The 18,258-nt window shown below is 73.9% G+C and carries 15 protein-coding genes, 1 tRNA gene and 1 pseudogene; 10 read left to right on the plus strand and 7 right to left on the minus strand.

Annotated features, from left to right (window positions below; all coding sequences use genetic code 11):
* Window positions 1-22: 22 nt before the first annotated feature.
* Both WME76_RS29710 and WME76_RS29715 read right to left on the minus strand, forming a co-directional pair.
* Window positions 23-2,353: a transglycosylase SLT domain-containing protein gene (locus WME76_RS29710; RefSeq protein ID WP_437955634.1), complete on the minus strand. Its 2,331-nt coding sequence runs from the start codon at window positions 2,351-2,353 to the stop codon at window positions 23-25.
* Window positions 2,354-2,474: 121 nt separating this feature from the next.
* Window positions 2,475-3,458 carry a hypothetical protein gene (locus WME76_RS29715; RefSeq protein WP_437955635.1) on the minus strand — a complete coding sequence of 328 codons (984 nt, stop codon included), beginning with the start codon at window positions 3,456-3,458 and terminating at the stop codon, window positions 2,475-2,477.
* A 223-nt stretch (window positions 3,459-3,681) separates the two neighbouring features.
* On the opposite strand from WME76_RS29715, the gene WME76_RS29720 reads away from it, so the two are divergent.
* Complete coding sequence (locus tag WME76_RS29720; protein ID WP_437955636.1) at window positions 3,682-4,878, plus strand: hypothetical protein; 1,197 nt, start codon at window positions 3,682-3,684, stop codon at window positions 4,876-4,878.
* A gap of 166 nt (window positions 4,879-5,044) precedes the next feature.
* Here the strand turns inward: WME76_RS29720 and WME76_RS29725 are convergent, their stop codons facing one another.
* Window positions 5,045-6,493: an MXAN_5187 C-terminal domain-containing protein gene (locus WME76_RS29725; RefSeq protein ID WP_437955637.1), complete on the minus strand. Its 1,449-nt coding sequence runs from the start codon at window positions 6,491-6,493 to the stop codon at window positions 5,045-5,047.
* 81 nt (window positions 6,494-6,574) lie between these two features.
* On the opposite strand from WME76_RS29725, the gene WME76_RS29730 reads away from it, so the two are divergent.
* Window positions 6,575-7,687 (plus strand): histone deacetylase family protein, encoded by a 1,113-nt coding sequence (locus tag WME76_RS29730; RefSeq protein ID WP_437955638.1) that lies wholly within the window; start codon window positions 6,575-6,577, stop codon window positions 7,685-7,687.
* 254 nt (window positions 7,688-7,941) lie between these two features.
* Window positions 7,942-8,017 (plus strand) — tRNA-His (locus WME76_RS29735).
* A gap of 496 nt (window positions 8,018-8,513) precedes the next feature.
* Here the strand turns inward: WME76_RS29735 and WME76_RS29740 are convergent.
* Window positions 8,514-8,771 (minus strand): annotated as a pseudogene (locus WME76_RS29740) (Uma2 family endonuclease); the annotation flags it as partial.
* A gap of 318 nt (window positions 8,772-9,089) precedes the next feature.
* Between WME76_RS29740 and WME76_RS29745 the strand changes: the two are divergent.
* The gene (locus WME76_RS29745) at window positions 9,090-10,472 is read left to right on the plus strand and encodes a hypothetical protein (RefSeq protein WP_437955639.1); all 1,383 of its coding nucleotides are present in this window, start codon (window positions 9,090-9,092) and stop codon (window positions 10,470-10,472) included.
* A 70-nt stretch (window positions 10,473-10,542) separates the two neighbouring features.
* On the opposite strand, the gene WME76_RS29750 is transcribed toward WME76_RS29745, so the two are convergent.
* Window positions 10,543-10,824, minus strand: coding sequence for a hypothetical protein (locus tag WME76_RS29750; protein ID WP_437285549.1), 282 nt, complete (start codon window positions 10,822-10,824; stop codon window positions 10,543-10,545).
* A gap of 341 nt (window positions 10,825-11,165) precedes the next feature.
* On the opposite strand from WME76_RS29750, the gene WME76_RS29755 reads away from it, so the two are divergent.
* Window positions 11,166-11,669, plus strand: coding sequence for a response regulator (locus WME76_RS29755; RefSeq protein ID WP_437955640.1), 504 nt, complete (start codon window positions 11,166-11,168; stop codon window positions 11,667-11,669).
* Between the two features lie 104 nt (window positions 11,670-11,773).
* Window positions 11,774-12,295, plus strand: coding sequence for a YqaA family protein (locus WME76_RS29760; RefSeq protein WP_437955641.1), 522 nt, complete (start codon window positions 11,774-11,776; stop codon window positions 12,293-12,295).
* 93 nt (window positions 12,296-12,388) lie between these two features.
* Here the strand turns inward: WME76_RS29760 and WME76_RS29765 are convergent, their stop codons facing one another.
* Window positions 12,389-13,051, minus strand: coding sequence for a hypothetical protein (locus WME76_RS29765; RefSeq protein ID WP_437955642.1), 663 nt, complete (start codon window positions 13,049-13,051; stop codon window positions 12,389-12,391).
* A gap of 260 nt (window positions 13,052-13,311) precedes the next feature.
* On the opposite strand from WME76_RS29765, the gene WME76_RS29770 reads away from it, so the two are divergent.
* The 4 genes from WME76_RS29770 to WME76_RS29785 all read left to right on the plus strand — a co-directional run bounded on the left by WME76_RS29770 (window position 13,312) and on the right by WME76_RS29785 (window position 17,044).
* Complete coding sequence (locus WME76_RS29770; RefSeq protein ID WP_437955643.1) at window positions 13,312-14,223, plus strand: hypothetical protein; 912 nt, start codon at window positions 13,312-13,314, stop codon at window positions 14,221-14,223.
* Between the two features lie 9 nt (window positions 14,224-14,232).
* Window positions 14,233-15,117 carry a protein kinase domain-containing protein gene (locus WME76_RS29775; protein ID WP_437955644.1) on the plus strand — a complete coding sequence of 295 codons (885 nt, stop codon included), beginning with the start codon at window positions 14,233-14,235 and terminating at the stop codon, window positions 15,115-15,117.
* Between the two features lie 86 nt (window positions 15,118-15,203).
* Window positions 15,204-16,367 carry a cystathionine gamma-synthase gene (locus WME76_RS29780; protein ID WP_437955645.1) on the plus strand — a complete coding sequence of 388 codons (1,164 nt, stop codon included), beginning with the start codon at window positions 15,204-15,206 and terminating at the stop codon, window positions 16,365-16,367.
* Between the two features lie 110 nt (window positions 16,368-16,477).
* Complete coding sequence (locus WME76_RS29785) at window positions 16,478-17,044, plus strand: hypothetical protein (protein WP_437955646.1); 567 nt, start codon at window positions 16,478-16,480, stop codon at window positions 17,042-17,044.
* Window positions 17,045-17,150: 106 nt separating this feature from the next.
* Here the strand turns inward: WME76_RS29785 and WME76_RS29790 are convergent, their stop codons facing one another.
* Window positions 17,151-18,014 (minus strand): Stp1/IreP family PP2C-type Ser/Thr phosphatase, encoded by an 864-nt coding sequence (locus WME76_RS29790; RefSeq protein WP_433928339.1) that lies wholly within the window; start codon window positions 18,012-18,014, stop codon window positions 17,151-17,153.
* Window positions 18,015-18,258: the final 244 nt, after the last annotated feature.

Below are 18,258 nucleotides of genomic sequence, written 5' to 3' on the forward strand. Positions count from 1 at the left end.
GCGCGTACCTGGGTGGCGCGCCTCAGTACGCGTCCGCCGGGGCGCGCGCGTCCGCGGGGAGCGTGAGCGGGAGCATCTCCACGGACGCGTCGCCGCCGTCCAGCCACTGGTACCGCGCGAGGTTCGAGAGGACGCGACCCACATAGGTGCGCGTCTCGTCGTAGGGGATCCGCGCCACCCACACGTCGGTGTCCCGGTCGATGTTGCCCTCGAGCCAGTGCGACACGGCCGTCGGGCCCGCGTTGTACGCCGCGGTCGCGAGCGGCAGGCTGCCCTCGAACGTCCGGAGCAGCTTGCCGATGTAGAAGCCGCCGAGGCGCAGGTTGATCGGCGCGCTCTTGAGCTGATCGAGCTCGAAGCCGAGCGAGAGCTCGCTCGCGGCTTTCCTGGCCGTCGCCGGCATGAGCTGCATCAGGCCGACCGCGCTCGCGGGGCTCACCACGACGGGATCGAACGCGCTCTCCTGGCGCATCAGCGCGTGGACGAGGCCCCGCGGCAGCCCGTGCTGCGCCTCGAGCGCGCGCACCTCGCCGACGTACGGCTCCGGATAGACGCACTCCCACGTCCAGCGATCGGCCTGCGAGGGCGCGCGCTGGAGCGCGGCGGCGGAGACCGCCTGCGTGCCCACCCGGTAGCGGCGCTTCGCGGGCGAGAGCATGCCGTACATCCTGCAGAGCGCCTCGCTCTCCTGGCCCGCGTACGGCGCGGTCGCCGCGCGCTCGTTCTCGGCGATGTGGGCCTCCGCGTCGCGGTCGAGCCCCATCGACGCGAGCAGCGCCGCGGCCGGCGGCAGCTTCACGTCCACCGCCCGGGCGTCCGCGAGCGACGCCGGGACGAGCAGCGGCGGCATCGGCGCGCCCACCGCCGCGAGGCGCGACCGCGCGAGCAGCGCGCCCCACGAGAGCGGCTGCTCCCGCATCACCTGCGCCCAGAGCCGCGCCGCGCCGTCGCGATCGCCGCCGCGCAGCGCCGCGAGCCCCGCGAGCTCGCGCAGCTTCGCCGCGTCGGCCGCGCCCGCGTCGCGCGCGAGCTGCTCGAGCGGCTGCCGCGCCCGCGCGGCGTTGCTCGTCGACAGCATCGCGAGCGCGCGCTCGTAGGTCGCGTCGCGGCGCCGCTCGCTCCGCGGGTAGGCCGAGAGGAACCGGCCGTACTGCGCGACGGCCTCGGCGTAGCGGCCGACCTGCATGAGCAGCCGCGCCGAGAGCAGGCTCGAGAGCTCCCCCCACCGGGTCTTGCGGAACCGGCGCGCGACCGCGAGGTGCCGCTCGATCGCCTCGCCCTCGCGCCGGAGCCGCGAGAGCGAGCGCGCCGCGAGGTGGAGCTGCTCGGCCTGGCGCGCCGACGGCGACGCCGCGACCTTGAGGAACGCCTCGGCCGCGCCCTCGTAGTCGCGCGCCTGGTAAAGCGCCGTGGCGCGGCGGTGGTGCAGCTCCGCCGCGGACACGCCCGAGACCTTGTCGAGCTCGGCGATCGCCTGCGACGCGCTGCCCGCGGCGACCATGGCGTCGACCTTCTGGATCCGCTCCTCCGGCGAGAGCGGCCCCGGCGTCGCGGCGAGGAGCGCCGCGGCCTCGCGCCCGTCGGCCGACGACGGCGCGCTCTTCACGATCCACCGGAGGTCCGCGAGCGCGAGCTCCGCCGCGGCGGCGTTCGCGGGGCCCTTGTCCCCGGACCGCTCGGCCGCGTCGCGCGCGGCGAGCAGGACGCGCGCCCGCGCGAGCCGCGCCGCCGCCTCGTCGCGCGACTTGCGCGCGCGCTGCGCCGCGACGACGGCCCGGTCCGCGAGCGCGCGGGCCTGCGCGAGGTCGCCGCCCTTCATGGCGGCGACCGCCGCGCGCGCGAGGCCGGGCGCGCCGCCCGCGCGCTCGAAGTACGCCGCCGCCTCGAGGAACGGGCCCACCTCGAACGCGGCCTCGGCGCGGTAGCGCGCCACCTCGCGGGCGAGCAGCGGCAGCGCCTGCTCGAGGCCGTGGAGCAGCTCCACCGCCTTGCCGTGGTCGCCGAGCTCGAACGCGACGCGCGCCCGCGCGAACTTCACCGCGGGCAGCGCCCGCTGCTCCATGGGCAGCGCGTCGATCCGCTCCGCCGCCTCGGCCCAGCGCTCGAGGCGCACCGCCTCGACCCACGCGCCGTCCATCACCGGCGACGCGACGGCCGCGACGGCCGCGGCGGCGCCGCTCACGGCGGACGGCACGGCCGGCGGCGCGGCGCGCGCGGTGCTCTGCGACGGCGGCGGGCCGGCCGCGCGGTGCTCCGCGCACGCGGCGAGCGAGAGGCCCAGGACACACGCGGCGGCGAGCCGGCGGCGCGCTGCCCGTGACGACGGCTTCGGTGGCGACGGAGCCCGTTTCATAGCCGACCCGACGCGGTGGACGATCCGCCGGCAGCGCGCCGTGAGGACAGAGGGCCGCGGGGCGGCGGCCTCCGCGCGCAGGCCGCTCGCGCCGCAGCGCTCGCGCTGCCGACCCCTCTAGCTAGCAAGCTTCAGCGCCAGGTCGCAAACAAAGTGTCGGGCCCGACGCGATCCACCGCTTGCCGATCTCGACGTCCTCCTCGAACAGGAAGGCCGCGACCTCGTCGAGCGAGCCGGCGCGGTTCGGCGGCGCACCGAGGCGGAGCGCGGCGGCCTTGCCGAACGCGGCGGCCACGGGGTGCGGCGAGCTCGCGAGCCGCAGCAGCTCGGGCACGAGCTCCGCCGCCCCGAGCTCGCCCGCGAGGACGGCCGCCAGCGGCCGCGGATCGGCGGGGCAGTCGTAGCTCCACGAGAGCGCCGAGCGCAGCACCGCGATCGTCTCGGGCGCCGCCGCGCGCGCCGCCGCCGTGCGGTAGCCGCCCCCGGGGAGGGCGAGCTGCGCAGAGCCGCGGCTGGTCGCGCACACGCCGTCCGCCGCCTGCAGCAGGGCCGCGGCGATCGGCTCGGTCACGCCGTCGCCGAGCGCCGTCTGCCCCTCGATGTCGGCCGCGACGGGCCGCGCCGCCTCCTGCGCGTAGCCCTCGAGGTTGGCGAGGAGCCGCTCCAGGTCGACCGCGCCCGCGGCGCGGCCGGCGAGCACGTCGCGCGCCGTGTGCACGGTCACGAGGCTCGACACGATGGCGGGGGTCCCGCCGCGCATCGTGTGGGACACGTCCACGCTCACCCGCTTCACGGCGGGCCACCGGAGCACGCGCGGCGCCGTGTCCGGGTCGACGAGGATGCCCCAGGGGACGACGGCCATCGTCACCTCGCGCGCGCCGCGCTGGGCCTGGAGGCGATGCTCGGCGCGGGCCAGCGCGAGCACGCCGAGCGCGCTCCCCATCGCCATGAGCCCCAGCGAGAGCGTCTGGCTCCCGGCGCCCCAGATGGCCGCGGAGACGCCCGCGAGCCCCGCGGTCCCCGCCGCGGCGAGCGCGCCGGTCGAGCCGGGCTCCGGGTGGAGGCACACGTAGCGGAAATCCGGCGGAGGCAGCTTGCGCAGCACGGTGACGACCCCGGATCACGAATCTATGCCGCCGCGCCCCCGCGCGCTACCGGCTGCGCGGGGCGGAGGCGCATCCGCGAGGCATGCCACGGCGCGTCGGGGGCGCGCCGGTGCAGCCCCAGCGGCAGACGCAGCCGAGGCTACCGGCGCGCGGCGGCGCGCGGCGCCGGCTGCAGCGCCGGCGTGGATCCACGCGCGCTGCGCGGTGATAGCTTCGCGGTCGGTGCTGCTCTCCCGCGTCCGCCTCGCCCACGTCGGCCCCTTCGATGACCTCTCGCTGTCCTTCGAGGACGCCGCCGGCGCGCCGCGCCGGCTCGTGGTCCTCTTCGGCGGCGACGGGGTCGGCAAGACCTCGATCCTGTCCGCGATCGCGTCGACGCGTCCCGGGTACGCGGTCGCACAGCAGAGGTCGCGCGCCGACGACGGCGCGACCCCGCTCGTGGTCACCGACTGGATGCTCGGGACGGACGATCCAGCGCGCGCGCACCCGCTGCGCGTCGCGAGCCCGAACGCGCGCCTCGACGAGCTTGAGGACGCGGCGCTCCTGCGGCGGAGGGAGCAGTCGCTGTTCGAGCGGCGCGCGGCGGAGGGGGGCTTCGTCCTCGTCGCGCTCTCGGGCGCGCGCTGGTTCTCGCGCACGTCCGTCATGCTGACGACGCCCGAGCGCAGCGTCCTCCGCTACGACGTGCGCGCGGCCGCGAGCTTCGACGACGCGACGCGCACCGACCTCGCGCGCGAGACCAAGCAGGTGCTCTCGTTCATCCCCGTCGCCGCCGCGCTCGCGCGCGGCCGCTCGGCGGACAGGCCGGACGCGCGACCGGACGCGAGCGCAGACGCGCAGCCGGACGCACAGGCAAACGGGCTACCGGAAGGGCGAGCAGAAGCGCTGCCGGATGTCCTGCCGCGCGCGCCCTCCGACGCGCGATCGCGCGCCGCGCCGCACGCGCAGGCAGCGCGCCTCGACGCCCTCGATCGCGCGCTGAGGGAGGTGCTCGCGGCGCTGCTCGAGGGCCACGGCGCGAGGTACGTGGGCGTCGACCCGCTCCGGCTCGAGCCGATCTTCGAGCGCGCGGACGGCCAGCGCGTCGACTTCGACGACCTCGGGCGGAGCGCGCGGCACGCCGTCGCGTTCGGCGCGCTGGCGCTCCGCGCGCTCGCGTCCGCGCACCCGAGCGGCGATCCGCGCCTCGCCGAGGGGGTGGTGCTGATCGACGACATCGAGGCGCAGCAGCCGGTGCACCGGCAGCGCTCGCTCCCCGGCCGCCTGCGCGCGGCGCTGCCCAACGTGCAGTGGATCGTCACGACGTCGTCGCCGGCGATCGCGCTCGGCTGCGAGCTCTCCGACGTGATCGCGCTCCGCCGCGAGCCCTCGTCGGGGCGCGTCGAGCTGCACGAGGGCCCGGACGCCGTGCTGCACTAGTTCCGCCGGGCAGAAATCCTGCCAGGGATCTGCCTCGCGAGAAGAGAGATTCAACGCCAAGGCGCAAAGGCGCCAAGACGCAAAAAATCATGAAATGATTGATTTTTTGCGTCTTTGCGCCCTGGCGTCTTCGCGTTGATCCCTCTCCGGTCCGCGACGCAGAGCCCTAGGCGAGCGGCACGGCGAGGAGCACGATCTCCTTGCCGCGCACCTCGACCTTGTAGCGCATCGGCTTGCCGTGCTTCTGCCCGAGCTCCTGCTCGCTCGCCTTGAGGCGCGCGACGAACGCGTCGCGGGTGATGTGGTCCACCGGGTCGCCGAGCGACCGCTTCGCGGCGACGTACTCGGCGAAGATGCGCGCGTAGTAGGCGTCCTCCGGCTCCTCGAGGAGCGCCTTGGCGTCGGCGGGGATCTCGTCGGCGGACAGCGCGGCCATCCGCTCGTCGACCTCGAGGGCGTCCCGGAACGACGCCGACGTCGGGGCGCGCGACGGGCGCCCCTCGGCGTCGGTCTCGTCCTCCTGCACGCCGAGGAGCTGGTTCAGGAGCGAGTTCAGCCGGAACACGAGCCCGCCGAGCTCGGCGTGCTCGATCCCGAACCGGAGGTCGGTCCGGCCGTTCATGATCGCCAGCAGGCCGTCCTCGATCTCGGAGACCGGCTGCGAGATGTACGCGTCGAGGAAGTAGGCGGCGATGACGACGAGCACGAGCCCGAGCGCGGTGACGCCGAGCAGCGGCCACAGCAGGCTGTTCGCGAGGCCCGGCGTCCTGAGCTGCGCGATGCTGAGGAGCACCGCCCGCCGCCCGTCGCCGTAGCCGTCGAGCGCGTGCCCGACGGCGCTGTACTCGCCGGACAGCCCGCCGATGTCGACCATCCGCCCGGAGCTCAGCGCGTGCAGCGCGCCGTCCTTCGCCGGCGACGCGGTGAGCGCCCCGACGAGCTGCGGCGGAGCGTCGCGCGACTTCGCCACGACGTCGAGCCCGTCGCCCGACTGCATCGCGACGACGAGCAGGCGCCCGCTCGTGCGCTCGCTCGCGTTGGTCAGCCGCTCGTCGTTCAGCGCGGTGCCCACCGCGACGGCGCCGATGATCTGCCCGGCGTCGCTGCGGATGGGCGCGTAGGACGCGAGGAGCTGCTCGTTGCGCGCCCGGCTCACCCACACGTCCGAGCCGGTCACGCCCTGCTCGATGGCGAGCTTCAGCGACGGGTAGACGGCGCCGAGGTTGTCCCCGCGCATGAGCGCGGAGGCGTTCCGCCCGAGCACCACGCCCTTCGTGTCGACGAGGACGACGAGGGACGGCGGGGTCCTCGCCAGCTCGGGCGAGGCGGCGACCGCCTCCCGGATGGCGTTGGCGGCGCTGGTGGCCGCCTCGGCGCGGGCCGGGGCGGTGCCGGCGTTGAACGGCTCGCGCAGCTTCGGGTCGCTCGCGTGGGAGGCGAGCCACCGCTCCAGCACGAGGCCGTCCACCTGGAGCTGCGCCATGGCGGCCGCGAGCGCGCGGGGCGCCTCGCCCGGGCTGGCGATCTGCCCGAGGGAGGCGCGCGCGAGGGCGTACGCGAGCCCTCCGACCATGAGGACAATCACGGCGAAGACTGCGATGATCTTTCCGCGCATCCTGCGTCTCCACTCCTTCTTTCCGGGGCTCAGGGCAAGCTACCATCCGCTGCGGCGCTGCTACAACTCTCCACCCAGCTCATGGTGCACTTGAATCAGCCGCACTCCGAGGCCCCGCGCCTCCACGTCGTCGACGACGCGCTGTTCGAACAACACCGCGCGCGCGGCGCGCACCCCGAGCGCCCGGAGCGGCTCGAGGCCGCCCGCCGCGCGATCGAGCGCTGCGCCGCGTCCGGCCTCTCGCTGGAGCGCGTCACGCCGCGCGACGCCACCGAGGACGAGCTCGCCCGGGTCCACGCCCCGCGGTACCTGGAGTCGCTCGATCGGATCAACGGCCACTACGCGGCGCTTGACCCCGACACCTACGTCGTCCCGCGCTCGGTCGACGCGGCGAGGCGGGGCGCCGGCGCCGCGGTGGCGCTGGTCGAGGCGGTGCTCGCGGGCCCCGGTCAGCTCGGGGTCGCGCTGCTGCGCCCGCCCGGTCACCACGCCACGCGCGAGGCCGGCATGGGCTTCTGCCTCCTGAACAACGTCGCCGTGGCGGCGAGGGCCGCGCTCCACAGCGGGCTCTCGCGGGTGGCGGTGATCGACTTCGACGTGCACCACGGCAACGGCACGCAGGACGTCTTCTGGGACGACCCGCGGGTGCTGTTCTGCTCGCTGCACCAGTGGCCGTTCTATCCGGGCACCGGCTCCGCCGAGGAGATCGGCGGCGGCGAGGGCGTGGGCTACACGGTGAACGTGCCGCTGTCCGACGGCGCGACGGACGCGGTCTACGAGGCGGCGTTCGACGAGATCGTCCTCCCGGTGCTCGACGAGTACGCGCCCGAGCTGATCCTGGTCTCGGCGGGGTTCGACGCGCACGAGCGCGATCCGATGGCGGGGATGAAGCTGTCGCGCGGGGCTTACGCGGCGATGGGCCGCCGGCTCGCGGCGATGGCGACCGCGAAGGCGCGGGGGCGGCTCGCCCTCCTCCTGGAGGGCGGCTACGACCTGGCCGCGCTCGAGGGCTCGCTGACGGCGGCGCTGCTCGCGGCTTCCGGCCGCGAGCCGGCCGAGGAGCTGGCGGGCGCGCCCGGGCAGCCGGGGCAATCGGCGCCGCCCCCGGCGCAGCGCGCGCCGATCTCGACGCGCCACCGGGCGGATCTGGACCGGGCCCGCCGGGTCGCGATGCGCCGCTGGGCGACGCTCTGAGCGGTCGGCCCGAGGGCGCGACGGCCGGGGGGCCGAGGCGGGGCCGCGCGGGCCGAGGGGCGGCGGCCGCAGACGGCGGCGGCCGCGGGCCGCGCCGGGGGGGCCCGGGACTGGACGGGAGCGACGCCGGGCGCCGGCGCCTCCGCCGGGGGCGGGTTGAAAAAACAGCGACGTGTCGGTGCGGTACCCGATTGCACTCCGCGCGGAGCTGAGTATTCTGCCAGGCCTTCGCAGCCCTCGGGCCGCGAAGAACGGTGGGTATAGCTCAGTTGGTAGAGCACTGGATTGTGGCTCCAGGTGTCGCGGGTTCAAATCCCGTTACTCACCCCAGGTAGAACTGCCCGAACTCGTTCGCGAAAGCGACGACCCGAGGGCTGGAGATGTGGACGAAACCGGGGGGCTTGGGTCCAGCGGTGGGTTCAACCCCGCCCCCGGCGAACCGGCCCCACCCACCCAGGCGTCGCCGCGCCTCGCTGGTGAGCATGCGCTCGCGGTGGGCGACGGCTCGCCCGCCGTGCCTGTCGTTCGCGCCGGCACCCCGCCGTCCTCGCCGTGACCGGCAACGGCGTCGTCGGGGACGAGCTCGCCGCGCGCCCTCCTGCTCGAGCAGATGACCGAGCTCGTGCGGGTGGCGCTCGCCGCTGGCGACCGCGAGGCCGCGCGCGTGGCGAACGAAGCGCTCGGCAAGCTCCTCGCGACGCCCGAGCAGCCTTCCCGGGGCACGGCCGATAACATTCGAACGACTGGATCGCACTGGTCGAGTTCATCTGAGCTACGACGCTCACCCTCACCGCGGGCAGAGCGCCCTTGTCAGCGCGGCGGCCAGCTACGCCCAGAGCACCGAGAGATCGAGCTCGACGGCGTCGAACGGCTTGACGCGGACGCGCGCAGCGTCGCGGTGGATCACCGCAGACCCCCAGCGACGATCCTCGCCGAGCACGTAGACCTCCAGCGTGCGCGCGATCGGGTCGACGAGCCACGCGTGCCGCACGCCCTCACGCGCGTAGATCGGCATCTTCTCGTCACGGTCGACGTCCTCCGTGGATGCGCTCAGGACCTCGCAGATCCAGTCCGGCGCTGCTTCTCGGCGGGCTGGCCCATGGCAGGAGCGTGCCGGGGGGCGGGCGGTGAGGCAAGGGGGCGAGGAGCAGGGCGAGCGCCGCCGAGGCGAGCTGCCCGTCCATGAGTACGCCCGCACGGTCCCCCTGAGCGTCCGTGCGGCGCACCATGAGCGCGCCCGCACGGCGCGAATGCTCGATTCGATAAGCGCTCTCCGCGGGCCCCGAGACATCGATTCCCTGGATATCCATCCATCGCGGTGAGCCACTCTCCCATCGACCGCAGACAGCAAGTCTTTTTTCCGTAACCAGTTCGCCACACGATCTGCGTAGCGTCCGCGCGCATGAAAACCACCCTCCCTGGGAGCCGCGCGCTGGCCGCGCGCCTCATGTCTGCTGCGTTCCTCGCGCTCGGCGCGCCGGGCCTCGCGTCGTGCGCCGTCGCCTCGAGCGACGCCGCGGATGATGCCGAGTTGCCGGCCCCCGGCGACGTCGACGTCGTCCGGCCGCTCAAGCTGTCCGAGCGCGCCCGCGTGCCCGAGAAGGAGCCGGGGTTCGTCGCCGCGGAGCTCGGGGACCACGAGCTCGTCATCACCCATGACGGCAGCCTGCCGCCGTTCGCCGCGGGCGACGTGCTCGGCGGCACGGCGGGGGGCGGCTACCTCGCCCGGGTCGTGCGCGTCCGCGCGCTCGACGCGGCCCGGGTCGCGCTCGAGACGACGCCCGCCGATCTGACGGAGTTCATCACCGAAGGGCACTTCCACGTCCACTACGACGCCCGCGAGTACGCGCGCGCCCTCGACGAGCACGTCGCGCGCGCCCGCGACCTCGGCGACGAGGGCGGCCAGCAGATCGCGAGCCAGGCAGAAGCCCTGAAGATCTCGTCCGGCGCGTCGCTGAAGCTCCTCGAGCTCTCCTCGGCCTCCCTCCCCGCCTCGTGCGGCGTCACCGCGCACGGCGCGGCGGTCCTCGACGTCACCGCCGAGCTCTCCCCGGTGCTCGATTTCGAGGTCCACGTCGGCCCGAGGGGCAAGCTGAACCCGGTGCCGGAGCTGAAGCAGCTCCGCTTCGTCGCGTCCGGCAAGCTCGACGTGAGCGCCAAGCTCCACGGCGCCGGCACGGTCACGGGGAGCTGCGCTGTCGATCTGCTCGAGCTCGCCGGGGGCGTCCCGAGCCTGCCGCTGCCCACGCTGACGTTCTGGGTGGGGCCGGTGCCCGTGGTCGTCACGACGAACGTCGTGCCGACGGCGACGGCCGATCTGGCGCTGTCCTTCACCGCCGCCGAGATCGCGGCCGAGGCGCAGACGACCGCCGAGCTCGAGGCCGGGGTCGACTACAGAGACGAGACGTGGAGCACGATCTGGGAGCCCTCGTGCTCGGCCTCGGGGACGGCGTCCATCGGGGCCCCCGGCGCGATCACCGCGTCCGGCAAGGTGAGCGCCGGCGCGGAGCTCCGGGCGCGCCTGTACGGCGTCCTCGGGCCGAACGTCGGTGTCCAGGCGTACGCGCGCGTCGCGGCGGAGACCGCGCCGCCGTACTGCTCGTACGACGCGCGGGTCGACGGCGGCGTGCGCGCCTATGCCGAGGCGGAAGCCGGCGTGTCGGTCGGCCCGCTCGACCTCACGTTCAAGACCCTCGATCTCGTCGATCTCGAGCTCTTGCACTTCGACGGACCGCGCACCTCGGGCCCCCTCCGCGACGCGCCCGAGTGCGACGCGGAGCTCTGATCGCGGCCCCGCTCCGGCCGGGAGGCGAGGCGCGCCCCGCCTCCCGCGCAGGCCCGCCCGCTCGCCGGGCTCAGCGGTCCGCGCACGCCACGTAGTCGCAGGACGCGAGCGCCACGCACTCCTCGGTTCGCTCCACGAGGCCCTCTCCCTCGAGGCCGAGGCACGCGGTCTCACAGCTCGTCTGGCTGGGGGGCGGAGTGTCGTTCTCCTCCGCGCAGAGGATGCGGTGCTTGCAGAGCTCGCTGCACGCGTGCAAGTCCTCTTCGTCCTTGCACCCCGCGACGGCCGCGGCCAGGAGGCCGAGCGCGGCGGCGAGGACGAGGGACATCGATCGGAGTTCTGCGTTCTTCATGGGCAGCTCACCTCGGTTGTGGAACGGCGACTCTCGCGCGTGAGCGACCCGAGGCCGACCGGCACCCCGCTCAGCGCACGAGAGGACGAGCGCGGGACCGGACACGGTACCAGCGCCCTGCATCGGGCCAGCAAGCCTCACCATGAGGCCGCGCCCTCGAGCCGAGCATAGACGAAATCCAGGGGCATCGCGCGCGACGCCGCGGCGGGGCGCCCCACGACGCGCGCGCGCCCGGCAGCCCCCGCGCTCCGGAGCGACCCCGCCGCCCCGCTGGCCCGATGCGCCGGGCGTGGTACATTGTGTCATGGGCGTTCCTGACGCGCCCGCCGAGCTTGAGACGAATGCCCGCCAAGGAACCCGATACCCTGCTCGGGGCCGATCCGGCCCGGCGGCCGGATCGTGAGTGGCCCGAGTCCACGCGGCTTCCGCTCGTGCTCGTGGTCGATGAGGACAGGAGCGCGTGGCAGCCGCTCGGCGCCCTGCTCTCGGAGCGGTACCGCGTCGTCGTGTGCGCCTCGGCCCTGGACGGGGTCGCCGCCTTCACCGAGGACACCTGCGCCGTGATCATCGATGTCCGGATGTCGGGGCAGGACGGCTTCTGGGTCTGCGACCAGATCCGCAAGGTGCAGCCGGAAGTGCCGGTGATCTTCTACTCCGCAACTCAGGACGAGAAGGACTCGTTCGAGGTCATCAACGCGCACCGGCCGTTCGCCTACGTCGACAAGCACGGCGCGGCGCAAAGGCTCCTCGACGCCCTCGAGAAGGCGACGCGGATCTTCCAGAGCACCCTCCGCAGCAGGCGGATCATCGAGCGGCTGCAGCGCCGCCGGCAGGAGGCGGTCTGACGCCGCGACCTGCGCCGCAGCCTCGACCGGAGCCGCAGCCGCAGCAGGGCGAGGCGCGCTCGAGCGGCGGCCGGAGCGACCTGTGGCGCACGCTGGTCCAGCTCGTGCTCAGCCTGGGCGCGCTCTTCGGCCTGATCGCGCTCGCGGCGCACCTCGCGCGCGACCAGCTCGACGCGCTCGGCCGCGGGTTCGTGCAGCGCTTCGGCCTCGCCGGGATGTTCGTCGGCACCTACCTCGCCGACGCGTTCTCGTTCCCCATCCCGCCGCAGTTCTACATGCTGACGGCGATCTCGTCGGGAGGGCCGCAGATCGCCCCCATGGTCGTGATCTCCGTGGCCTCGCTCCTCGCCGGCTACACGGGTTACCGCCTCGCCAATCACCTCACGCGTTTCCGCATCTTCGCCGCGCGCCTCGAGCGGACGCGGCCCAGGATCGATCGCCTGTTCGAGCGATATGGATACTGGGCCATCGCGATCGGGAGCGTCTCGCCGGTCCCCTTCTCGATGCTCTGTTATCTGTCGGGGCTGTACCGCATCCCGCCGCGCTACTTCTTCACCCTGGTGCTGTTCCGGGTGCCCCGGCTCTTGATCTTCTATGCGCTCATCCGGCTGGGATGGGCCCAGTGAGCCCTGGTACGCGGTCACCCGAGCTCGAACCTCGCTCACAAAGGCGGTAGGCCCGACGAGCCCCTGTCCGTCGCGCGGCGCGGGGCGGGCCGACTACCGGGGGCTGTCCGTCTCCTCGGGCGACTGGTTCACCCGGACGCGCTCCAGGATCTGATCGACCATGCCGAGGTCGATCCCGGAGCGCTCCACGACGTTCCTGGAGAACAGCCGAGTCGCCTCTTTCGCGAGCTCCTCGTCCGGGAGGAACGGCCGCGCGGGCGACCGCGGCGCCGGAAGGCCGATCTCCTTCTCCAGCTCGGAGATCGCCCGGATCATCTCCTGGTAACAGGCAGAGGCGATCTGCACGGAGAACGGGAACACCTGCGCGTTCCCCCGGCCGGCGCGCACGGCGTGCAGCGTCGCGGCCGCCTGCTCGGCGAACTGGCGACTCCCGAACGCGTTGGCCATCTGCGCGTACATCGCGAGCGACTCCTGGTCCGCCGCGAGGTCGTCCTCCTTCGTCCGCTGCGCCCCCGACGACGGCGATGAGGACCACCGGACGACCATCCGGCCGTACTCGTCGAGCGCGCTCCGCTGGAGCGTCAGGCGCTCCAGGAGCGCCTCTCGCCGCTGTCTCTGGACCTCCGCCCGCTCCTCGTGCTCGGCCCGGCGCTCCGCGCTGAGATCTGACGATCTGCGCGCCAGGTAAGCGCCGATGAACAGGGCGACGCCGTTGCTCACAGCGATGAAGAGCATCTCCAGAATCTTGGGATCCATGCCGTTCTCAAGACTTCTATCACGTTCGCGCCGAAGGTAGTGATATGCAGCACGAGACGAGGGAAAGTTGGCCCCCGTCGTCCTCCCGTGCAGGTGCGCCGCCATCCCACAGGCGGCCGCAACGCGGCCGCGGCGAGCGCGCGGCGCGCCGGCGGATCCGTCGCGCGGCCCGGCGCTCACGCGGGTGCGCCGCGCGGCCGCGCCGCCGCGCGCGCGCGGCGGCGCTCGGGGCGCGCTGGCGGCCGTGATAGGATGTCCGCATGACCGGTTCAGCCGACGCCGGAGCGGGCCCGCACCTGGGTGGGCTCGACGGAACGCTGCGCGAGGCGCTCGAGCGGAGCCTCGCCGACCGGCTCGCGGGGAGCCCCGGGGCGGAGCTCAACCTGGACAACGCGTTCTGGGGCGCCCCCCCGCCGCGCGATCTCGGCGAGGCGCTCACCCGGCTCGGGCCGACGTGCCTCAACATGGTTGTGCGTATCTTCGAGCGCCTCCGCGACATCGACCCTGCGCTCGGGCTGTCGAGGCAGATCAGGTATCTTCGCAACGTGTGGTTCGGTGGGAGCGCGGGATTCAAGGTGGTCTACGAGGAGCCGGCCGCGATGCGCGAGCGCCTCGACGACCGGCTCGCGGGAGCGGGCGGCCGCCGCATGGCGCGCGACACCCTCCTCGGGGGGATCGAGCACCAGCGGGGCGCGCTCTTCGGCGCGCTGCCGGGGACCGTCGGGTCGCTCCTCCGGGGCGGCGAGCCGCTCGACGCGGACAGCTGGCGCGAGGTGCACCGGCCCGACGAGGAGGCGGTGCACATCTGCGTGGGCAAGCGCGAGCCACGGCTGCCGGAGCTCGACGACATCCACCTCGACTGGAGGTCCCCGGTGGTGGGCGTCAACGAGGCGACTCGCCGCTGCCGGTATGGCTTCCTCATCAGCGTGGTCCACTGGACGCAAGCGCGGTTCGGCCTCGGCAAGCCGGTGTTCCCGCTCCAGCGCATCGATGACAGGGTCGCCGCCCTGTCGGGGCGCGGCGACGCGCCGGCGCCCTGGGCCGAGTTCGTGGCGCGCTGGCGCGACGCGCGGTGGACGCTCGCGACGCGGGGCGGCGACGGCGCCCAGGAGGCGCTGCAATGGCTCCGCGCGTGCGAGGAGCTCGCCCCCGCGCAGCGCGGGGACGGCTGAGGCGGCGCCGTGCCCTACCCCGCTCCCGAGGGCACCGAGCTGATCGAGCACCTCGGCGCGGGCGCCACCTTCGACGTGGCGCTGGTCCGGCGCAGCGATCAGCCGCGGAGTCCCACGCCTGACGCCACGCGTGATTCCACGCTGGTCTGCAAGCGCCTCGCCCCCGGCGCCCTCCACGCGCACGCCGGGCGCGCCGCCATGGTCCGCGAGGCGAAGGCGCTCGCGCTGGCCCGGCACCCGGCCCTGCCCGCGCTCGCGCGCGTCGGCGCCGACCGCCACGGCCCGTTCCTCCTCGAGACCCGGCGCGAGGGCGCCTCGCTTCGCGACGTGCTCGACGGGTGGCGCGGCCGCGGCCGTCCGCCGCCCGCCTCGCTCGTCGTCCACGTCGTCAGGACCGCGATCGAGACCCTCGCCGAGCTCCAGGAGCTCGAGGACGCCGAGGGCCCGATCCGCTTCGTTCACGGCGACATCGGCCCCGATCACGTGCTGCTCGGTCCGCTCGGCGACGTCGGGCTCGTCGACCTCGGCGCCGCGCGGTTCCGCGGCATGGAGCCGGAGCTCGAGACAGCCGACCGGGGCACGGCCCCGTTCGTCGCGCCCGAGGTCGCGCGCGGCGAGTCGCCGCCGACGCCGGCCGGCGACGTCTATGCGCTGGCGGCGACCCTCGTCGCGTTCGCCACCGGCGCGCCGCTCACGCGCGCGCGCGACCAGGCCGCGGTGCTGGTCGAGATCGGCGAGTCGGGCCTCTGCCTCGACGCGCTCGCGGCCGCCGACGCGCTCTCGCCCGGCCAGCGCCGCGCGCTCGCCCGCGAGCTCGACCGCGATCCGCCGCGCCGCGCCGGCAGCGCGCGGGCGCTGCTCGACGCGTTCGACGCGGCCACGCCGCGGGACTGAGGACGGCCCGGACGTCGCGCGCAACCACGGCGCCGTGGCCGCCAAACCCGTGGACGCGAGCGGCGCATGAGATAAGTCTCGACCGCATGAAGCCCCACCTAGGCCACGACAGGCTCGCCCTCGACACGCTCGCAGTCCACGCCGGACAGCCGCCGGATCCGACGAGCGGCGCGGTCATGACCCCGATCGTCCTCGCGAGCACCTTCGCCCAGGAGCGGCCGGGCGACCACAAGGGCTTCGAGTACTCGCGCAGCGGCAACCCCACCCGCAAGGCGCTCGAGGCGTGCCTCGCCGCGATCGAGGGAGGGCGCCACGGCTTCGCCTTCGGCAGCGGCTCCGCGGCGACCGCCACCCTGCTCCACACGCTCCGGCCCGGCGACCACGTGCTCTCGGGCGATGACGTCTACGGCGGCACCTTCCGGCTCTTCGACAAGGTCATGCGGCCGATGGGGATCACCTCGACCCCGGTCGACATGAGCGACCTCGACGTCGTCCGCAAGGCGCTCACCCCGGCCACGCGGATGATCTGGATCGAGACCCCGACGAACCCGATGCTCAAGATCTTCGACATCGCCGGGCTCGCCGAGATCGCGCGCGCGCACGGCGCGCTCCTCGTCGTCGACAACACCTTCGCCACGCCGGTGCTCCAGCGGCCGCTCGATCTCGGCGCCCACGTCGTGGCGCACTCGACCACCAAGTACCTGAACGGGCACTCGGACGTCGTCGGCGGGGCGCTCATCACGTCGGAGGACGCCCTCGCCGAGCGGGTCGGGTTCCTGCAGAACGCGATCGGCGCCGTCCCGAGCCCGTTCGATTGCTACCTCGTGCTCCGCGGGATCAAGACGCTCGGCGTGCGCGTCCGCCAGCAGTGCGCGTCGGCCGCTGTCATCGCCGGCAGGCTCGCCGAGCACCCCGCCGTCCAGGCGGTCAACTACCCCGGCCTCCCCACGCACCCCGGCCACGCGCTCGCCGCGCGGCAGATGCTCGCGCCCGGGGCGATGATCTCGTTCGTCGTGCGCGGCGGCCTCCCCGTCGCCTCGCGGTTCCTCGAGCGGCTCGCGATCTTCGCCTGCGCGGAGAGCCTCGGCGGCGTCGAGTCGCTCGCCGAGCACCCCGCCATCATGACCCACGCCTCCGTACCCGCGGCGGCGCGGGAGGCGCTCGGCATCGCCGACGGCCTGCTCCGGCTCTCGGTCGGCCTGGAGGCGACCGAGGACCTCTGGGGGGACGTCGCGCAGGCGCTCGACTGACGCCCGCACGCGTCATGGCGCCGCGCGCGGGCGCCGTTTGATCGCGGGCCCCGGAGTACGATAGAAGCGATGTGCGGCCTCGGGGCCGCCATCTACCACCGGAGCTTTCCATGCGTCTCGCCCGCCTCGGCTTCGTGCCCGTGCTCGGCTTCCTCCCCCTGCTCGGCTTCGGCTGCAGCGACCCGGCGCCGCCCACCCCGCGCGGCGCGTTCTCGATGAACTTCGTCGACCCGGGCGCCTCCTGCAACGCGGGGAATCACTCGGCGATGCTCGGCGACGTGACCGCGGCCCGGAGGCTCCGCGTGCTCACCGACGGCGAGGAAGGCGCCACGATCGACTGCTCCGTGACCGGCTCGGGCACCTTCAAGGTCTCCGCGCAGGCGAGGAACCCCGCCACGGCCGCCGAGATCCGCGTCAACATCCCCGCCATCACGCCCGCGGCGACCGAGGAGATGCCCGCCACCGGCAGCATCAGCTTCTCCTCGGTGAAGACGGGCGGCGAGACGTTCGTCTCCGATCCGGCCGCCCCGTGTGAGTTCTGGTTCGTCCCCGAGAGCGAGCAGGGCGTCAACGCCGGCGAGATCTGGGTCGTCTTCGAGTGCCTGGCGATGCTGAACGACGGCTATTCGTGCGAGCTCAGGCGGGGCGCCCTCGCCTTCGACGGCTGCGGGAGCTGAGCTGCGCTCGTCAGCGCCCCCGCGCGCGCGGTCGCTGACGATGCGCGCTCCCGGGGGCGCGCAGGGCGCACCGGGGCGCTGACGGCGCGCCCCGCGCCGGCGCTCCTCAGCTCTTCTCGGAGCGCGAGGCCGACGCCGCCGGGACCGTCGAGCGCTCGCCCGAGCTGACCTGCTGCGAGTCGGCGGGCGGGCCGATCGTCGCGCTGTTCGGGAGCGCGGCCTCGTCCTGGTCGTCGATCCGGATCACGAGCGCGGTGATGTTGTCCTCGCCGCCGTTCTCGTTCGCCTTGGCGATCAGGCGACGGCACATCTCCGGCACCTCGTCGGTCGAGCTCACGATCTGGAGGATCTGATCGTCCGAGAGCATCCCGCTCAGGCCGTCGGAGCAGAGCAGGTACACGTCGCCCGGCTGCGGCTCGTCGCTGATCAGGTCGACGGCGACGCTGTCGTTCATCCCGAGCGCGCGGGTGATGACGTTGCGCGGCAGCTCGGCCCGCTGCTCCTCGGTGAGCTCGGGCATCGCCATGATGTAGTCGTTGAACAGCGAGTGATCGCGCGTGAGCTGGCTGATCGAGCCCTTGCGGACGCGGTAGGCGCGGCTGTCGCCGACGTGGCCGACGTAGATGCGGTTCTTCTTCTTCGAGAAGAGCGCCCCCACGACCGTCGTGCCCATCCCGGCGCAGTCGCGGGACCGGATGCTGCGCTCGAAGATCTGGCGGTTCGCGACGCGGATGCCCGCCTGGAGCCGGTTCTCCTCCTCCGACAGGCTGGTGTCGAAGTGGAATGGCCAGGTGGCGTCCTCCCGCGACGTCGACCGGAAGAAGTCCGCGATCGACTCGGTCGCCAGCCGGCTGGCTACGTCCCCCGCGCGGTGGCCTCCCATGCCGTCCGCGACGATGAACAGGTCATACTCCGACAGGACGGCGTAGCTGTCCTCGTTGTGGTCGCGTTGGAGACCAACGTCCGTCATTCCTGAAGCGATCGCTCGCATAACCTCGGGAATCCTTGAGACGGCTCCGGGCCTTCGGCTTCGAACACCAACCGTTTCATGCTACCGAAAACCTGTCAAGCAGGGCCTCTCGCACCGTAATGGGCGTCTCGAGACGCCTGCTCGCCGACCTTCCTGATCCTACCGACTTGGACCGGGGGGACCGCAAGCCTCTTTTTCATTGGACGCTTCATTGTCGTCACGGGCACCGGCCGCCGTCTCGACT

Source organism: Sorangium sp. So ce119, from assembly GCF_051524405.1.
Taxonomy (GTDB): domain Bacteria; phylum Myxococcota_A; class Polyangia; order Polyangiales; family Polyangiaceae; genus Sorangium; species Sorangium cellulosum_G.

Bases quoted from the DNA above. Each gene is read 5' to 3' on its own strand.
- WME76_RS29710 (WP_437955634.1), bottom strand. From the start codon at position 2,353: ATGAAACGGGCTCCGTCGCCACCGAAGCCGTCGTCACGGGCAGCGCGC.
- WME76_RS29725 (WP_437955637.1), bottom strand. From the start codon at position 6,493: ATGCGCGGAAAGATCATCGCAGTCTTCGCCGTGATTGTCCTCATGGTC.
- WME76_RS29730 (WP_437955638.1), top strand. From the start codon at position 6,575: ATGGTGCACTTGAATCAGCCGCACTCCGAGGCCCCGCGCCTCCACGTC.
- WME76_RS29745 (WP_437955639.1), top strand. From the start codon at position 9,090: ATGAAAACCACCCTCCCTGGGAGCCGCGCGCTGGCCGCGCGCCTCATG.
- WME76_RS29750 (WP_437285549.1), bottom strand. From the start codon at position 10,824: ATGAAGAACGCAGAACTCCGATCGATGTCCCTCGTCCTCGCCGCCGCG.
- WME76_RS29755 (WP_437955640.1), top strand. From the start codon at position 11,166: ATGCCCGCCAAGGAACCCGATACCCTGCTCGGGGCCGATCCGGCCCGG.
- WME76_RS29765 (WP_437955642.1), bottom strand. From the start codon at position 13,051: ATGGATCCCAAGATTCTGGAGATGCTCTTCATCGCTGTGAGCAACGGC.
- WME76_RS29770 (WP_437955643.1), top strand. From the start codon at position 13,312: ATGACCGGTTCAGCCGACGCCGGAGCGGGCCCGCACCTGGGTGGGCTC.
- WME76_RS29780 (WP_437955645.1), top strand. From the start codon at position 15,204: ATGAAGCCCCACCTAGGCCACGACAGGCTCGCCCTCGACACGCTCGCA.
- WME76_RS29785 (WP_437955646.1), top strand. From the start codon at position 16,478: ATGCGTCTCGCCCGCCTCGGCTTCGTGCCCGTGCTCGGCTTCCTCCCC.
- WME76_RS29790 (WP_433928339.1), bottom strand. From the start codon at position 18,014: ATGACGGACGTTGGTCTCCAACGCGACCACAACGAGGACAGCTACGCC.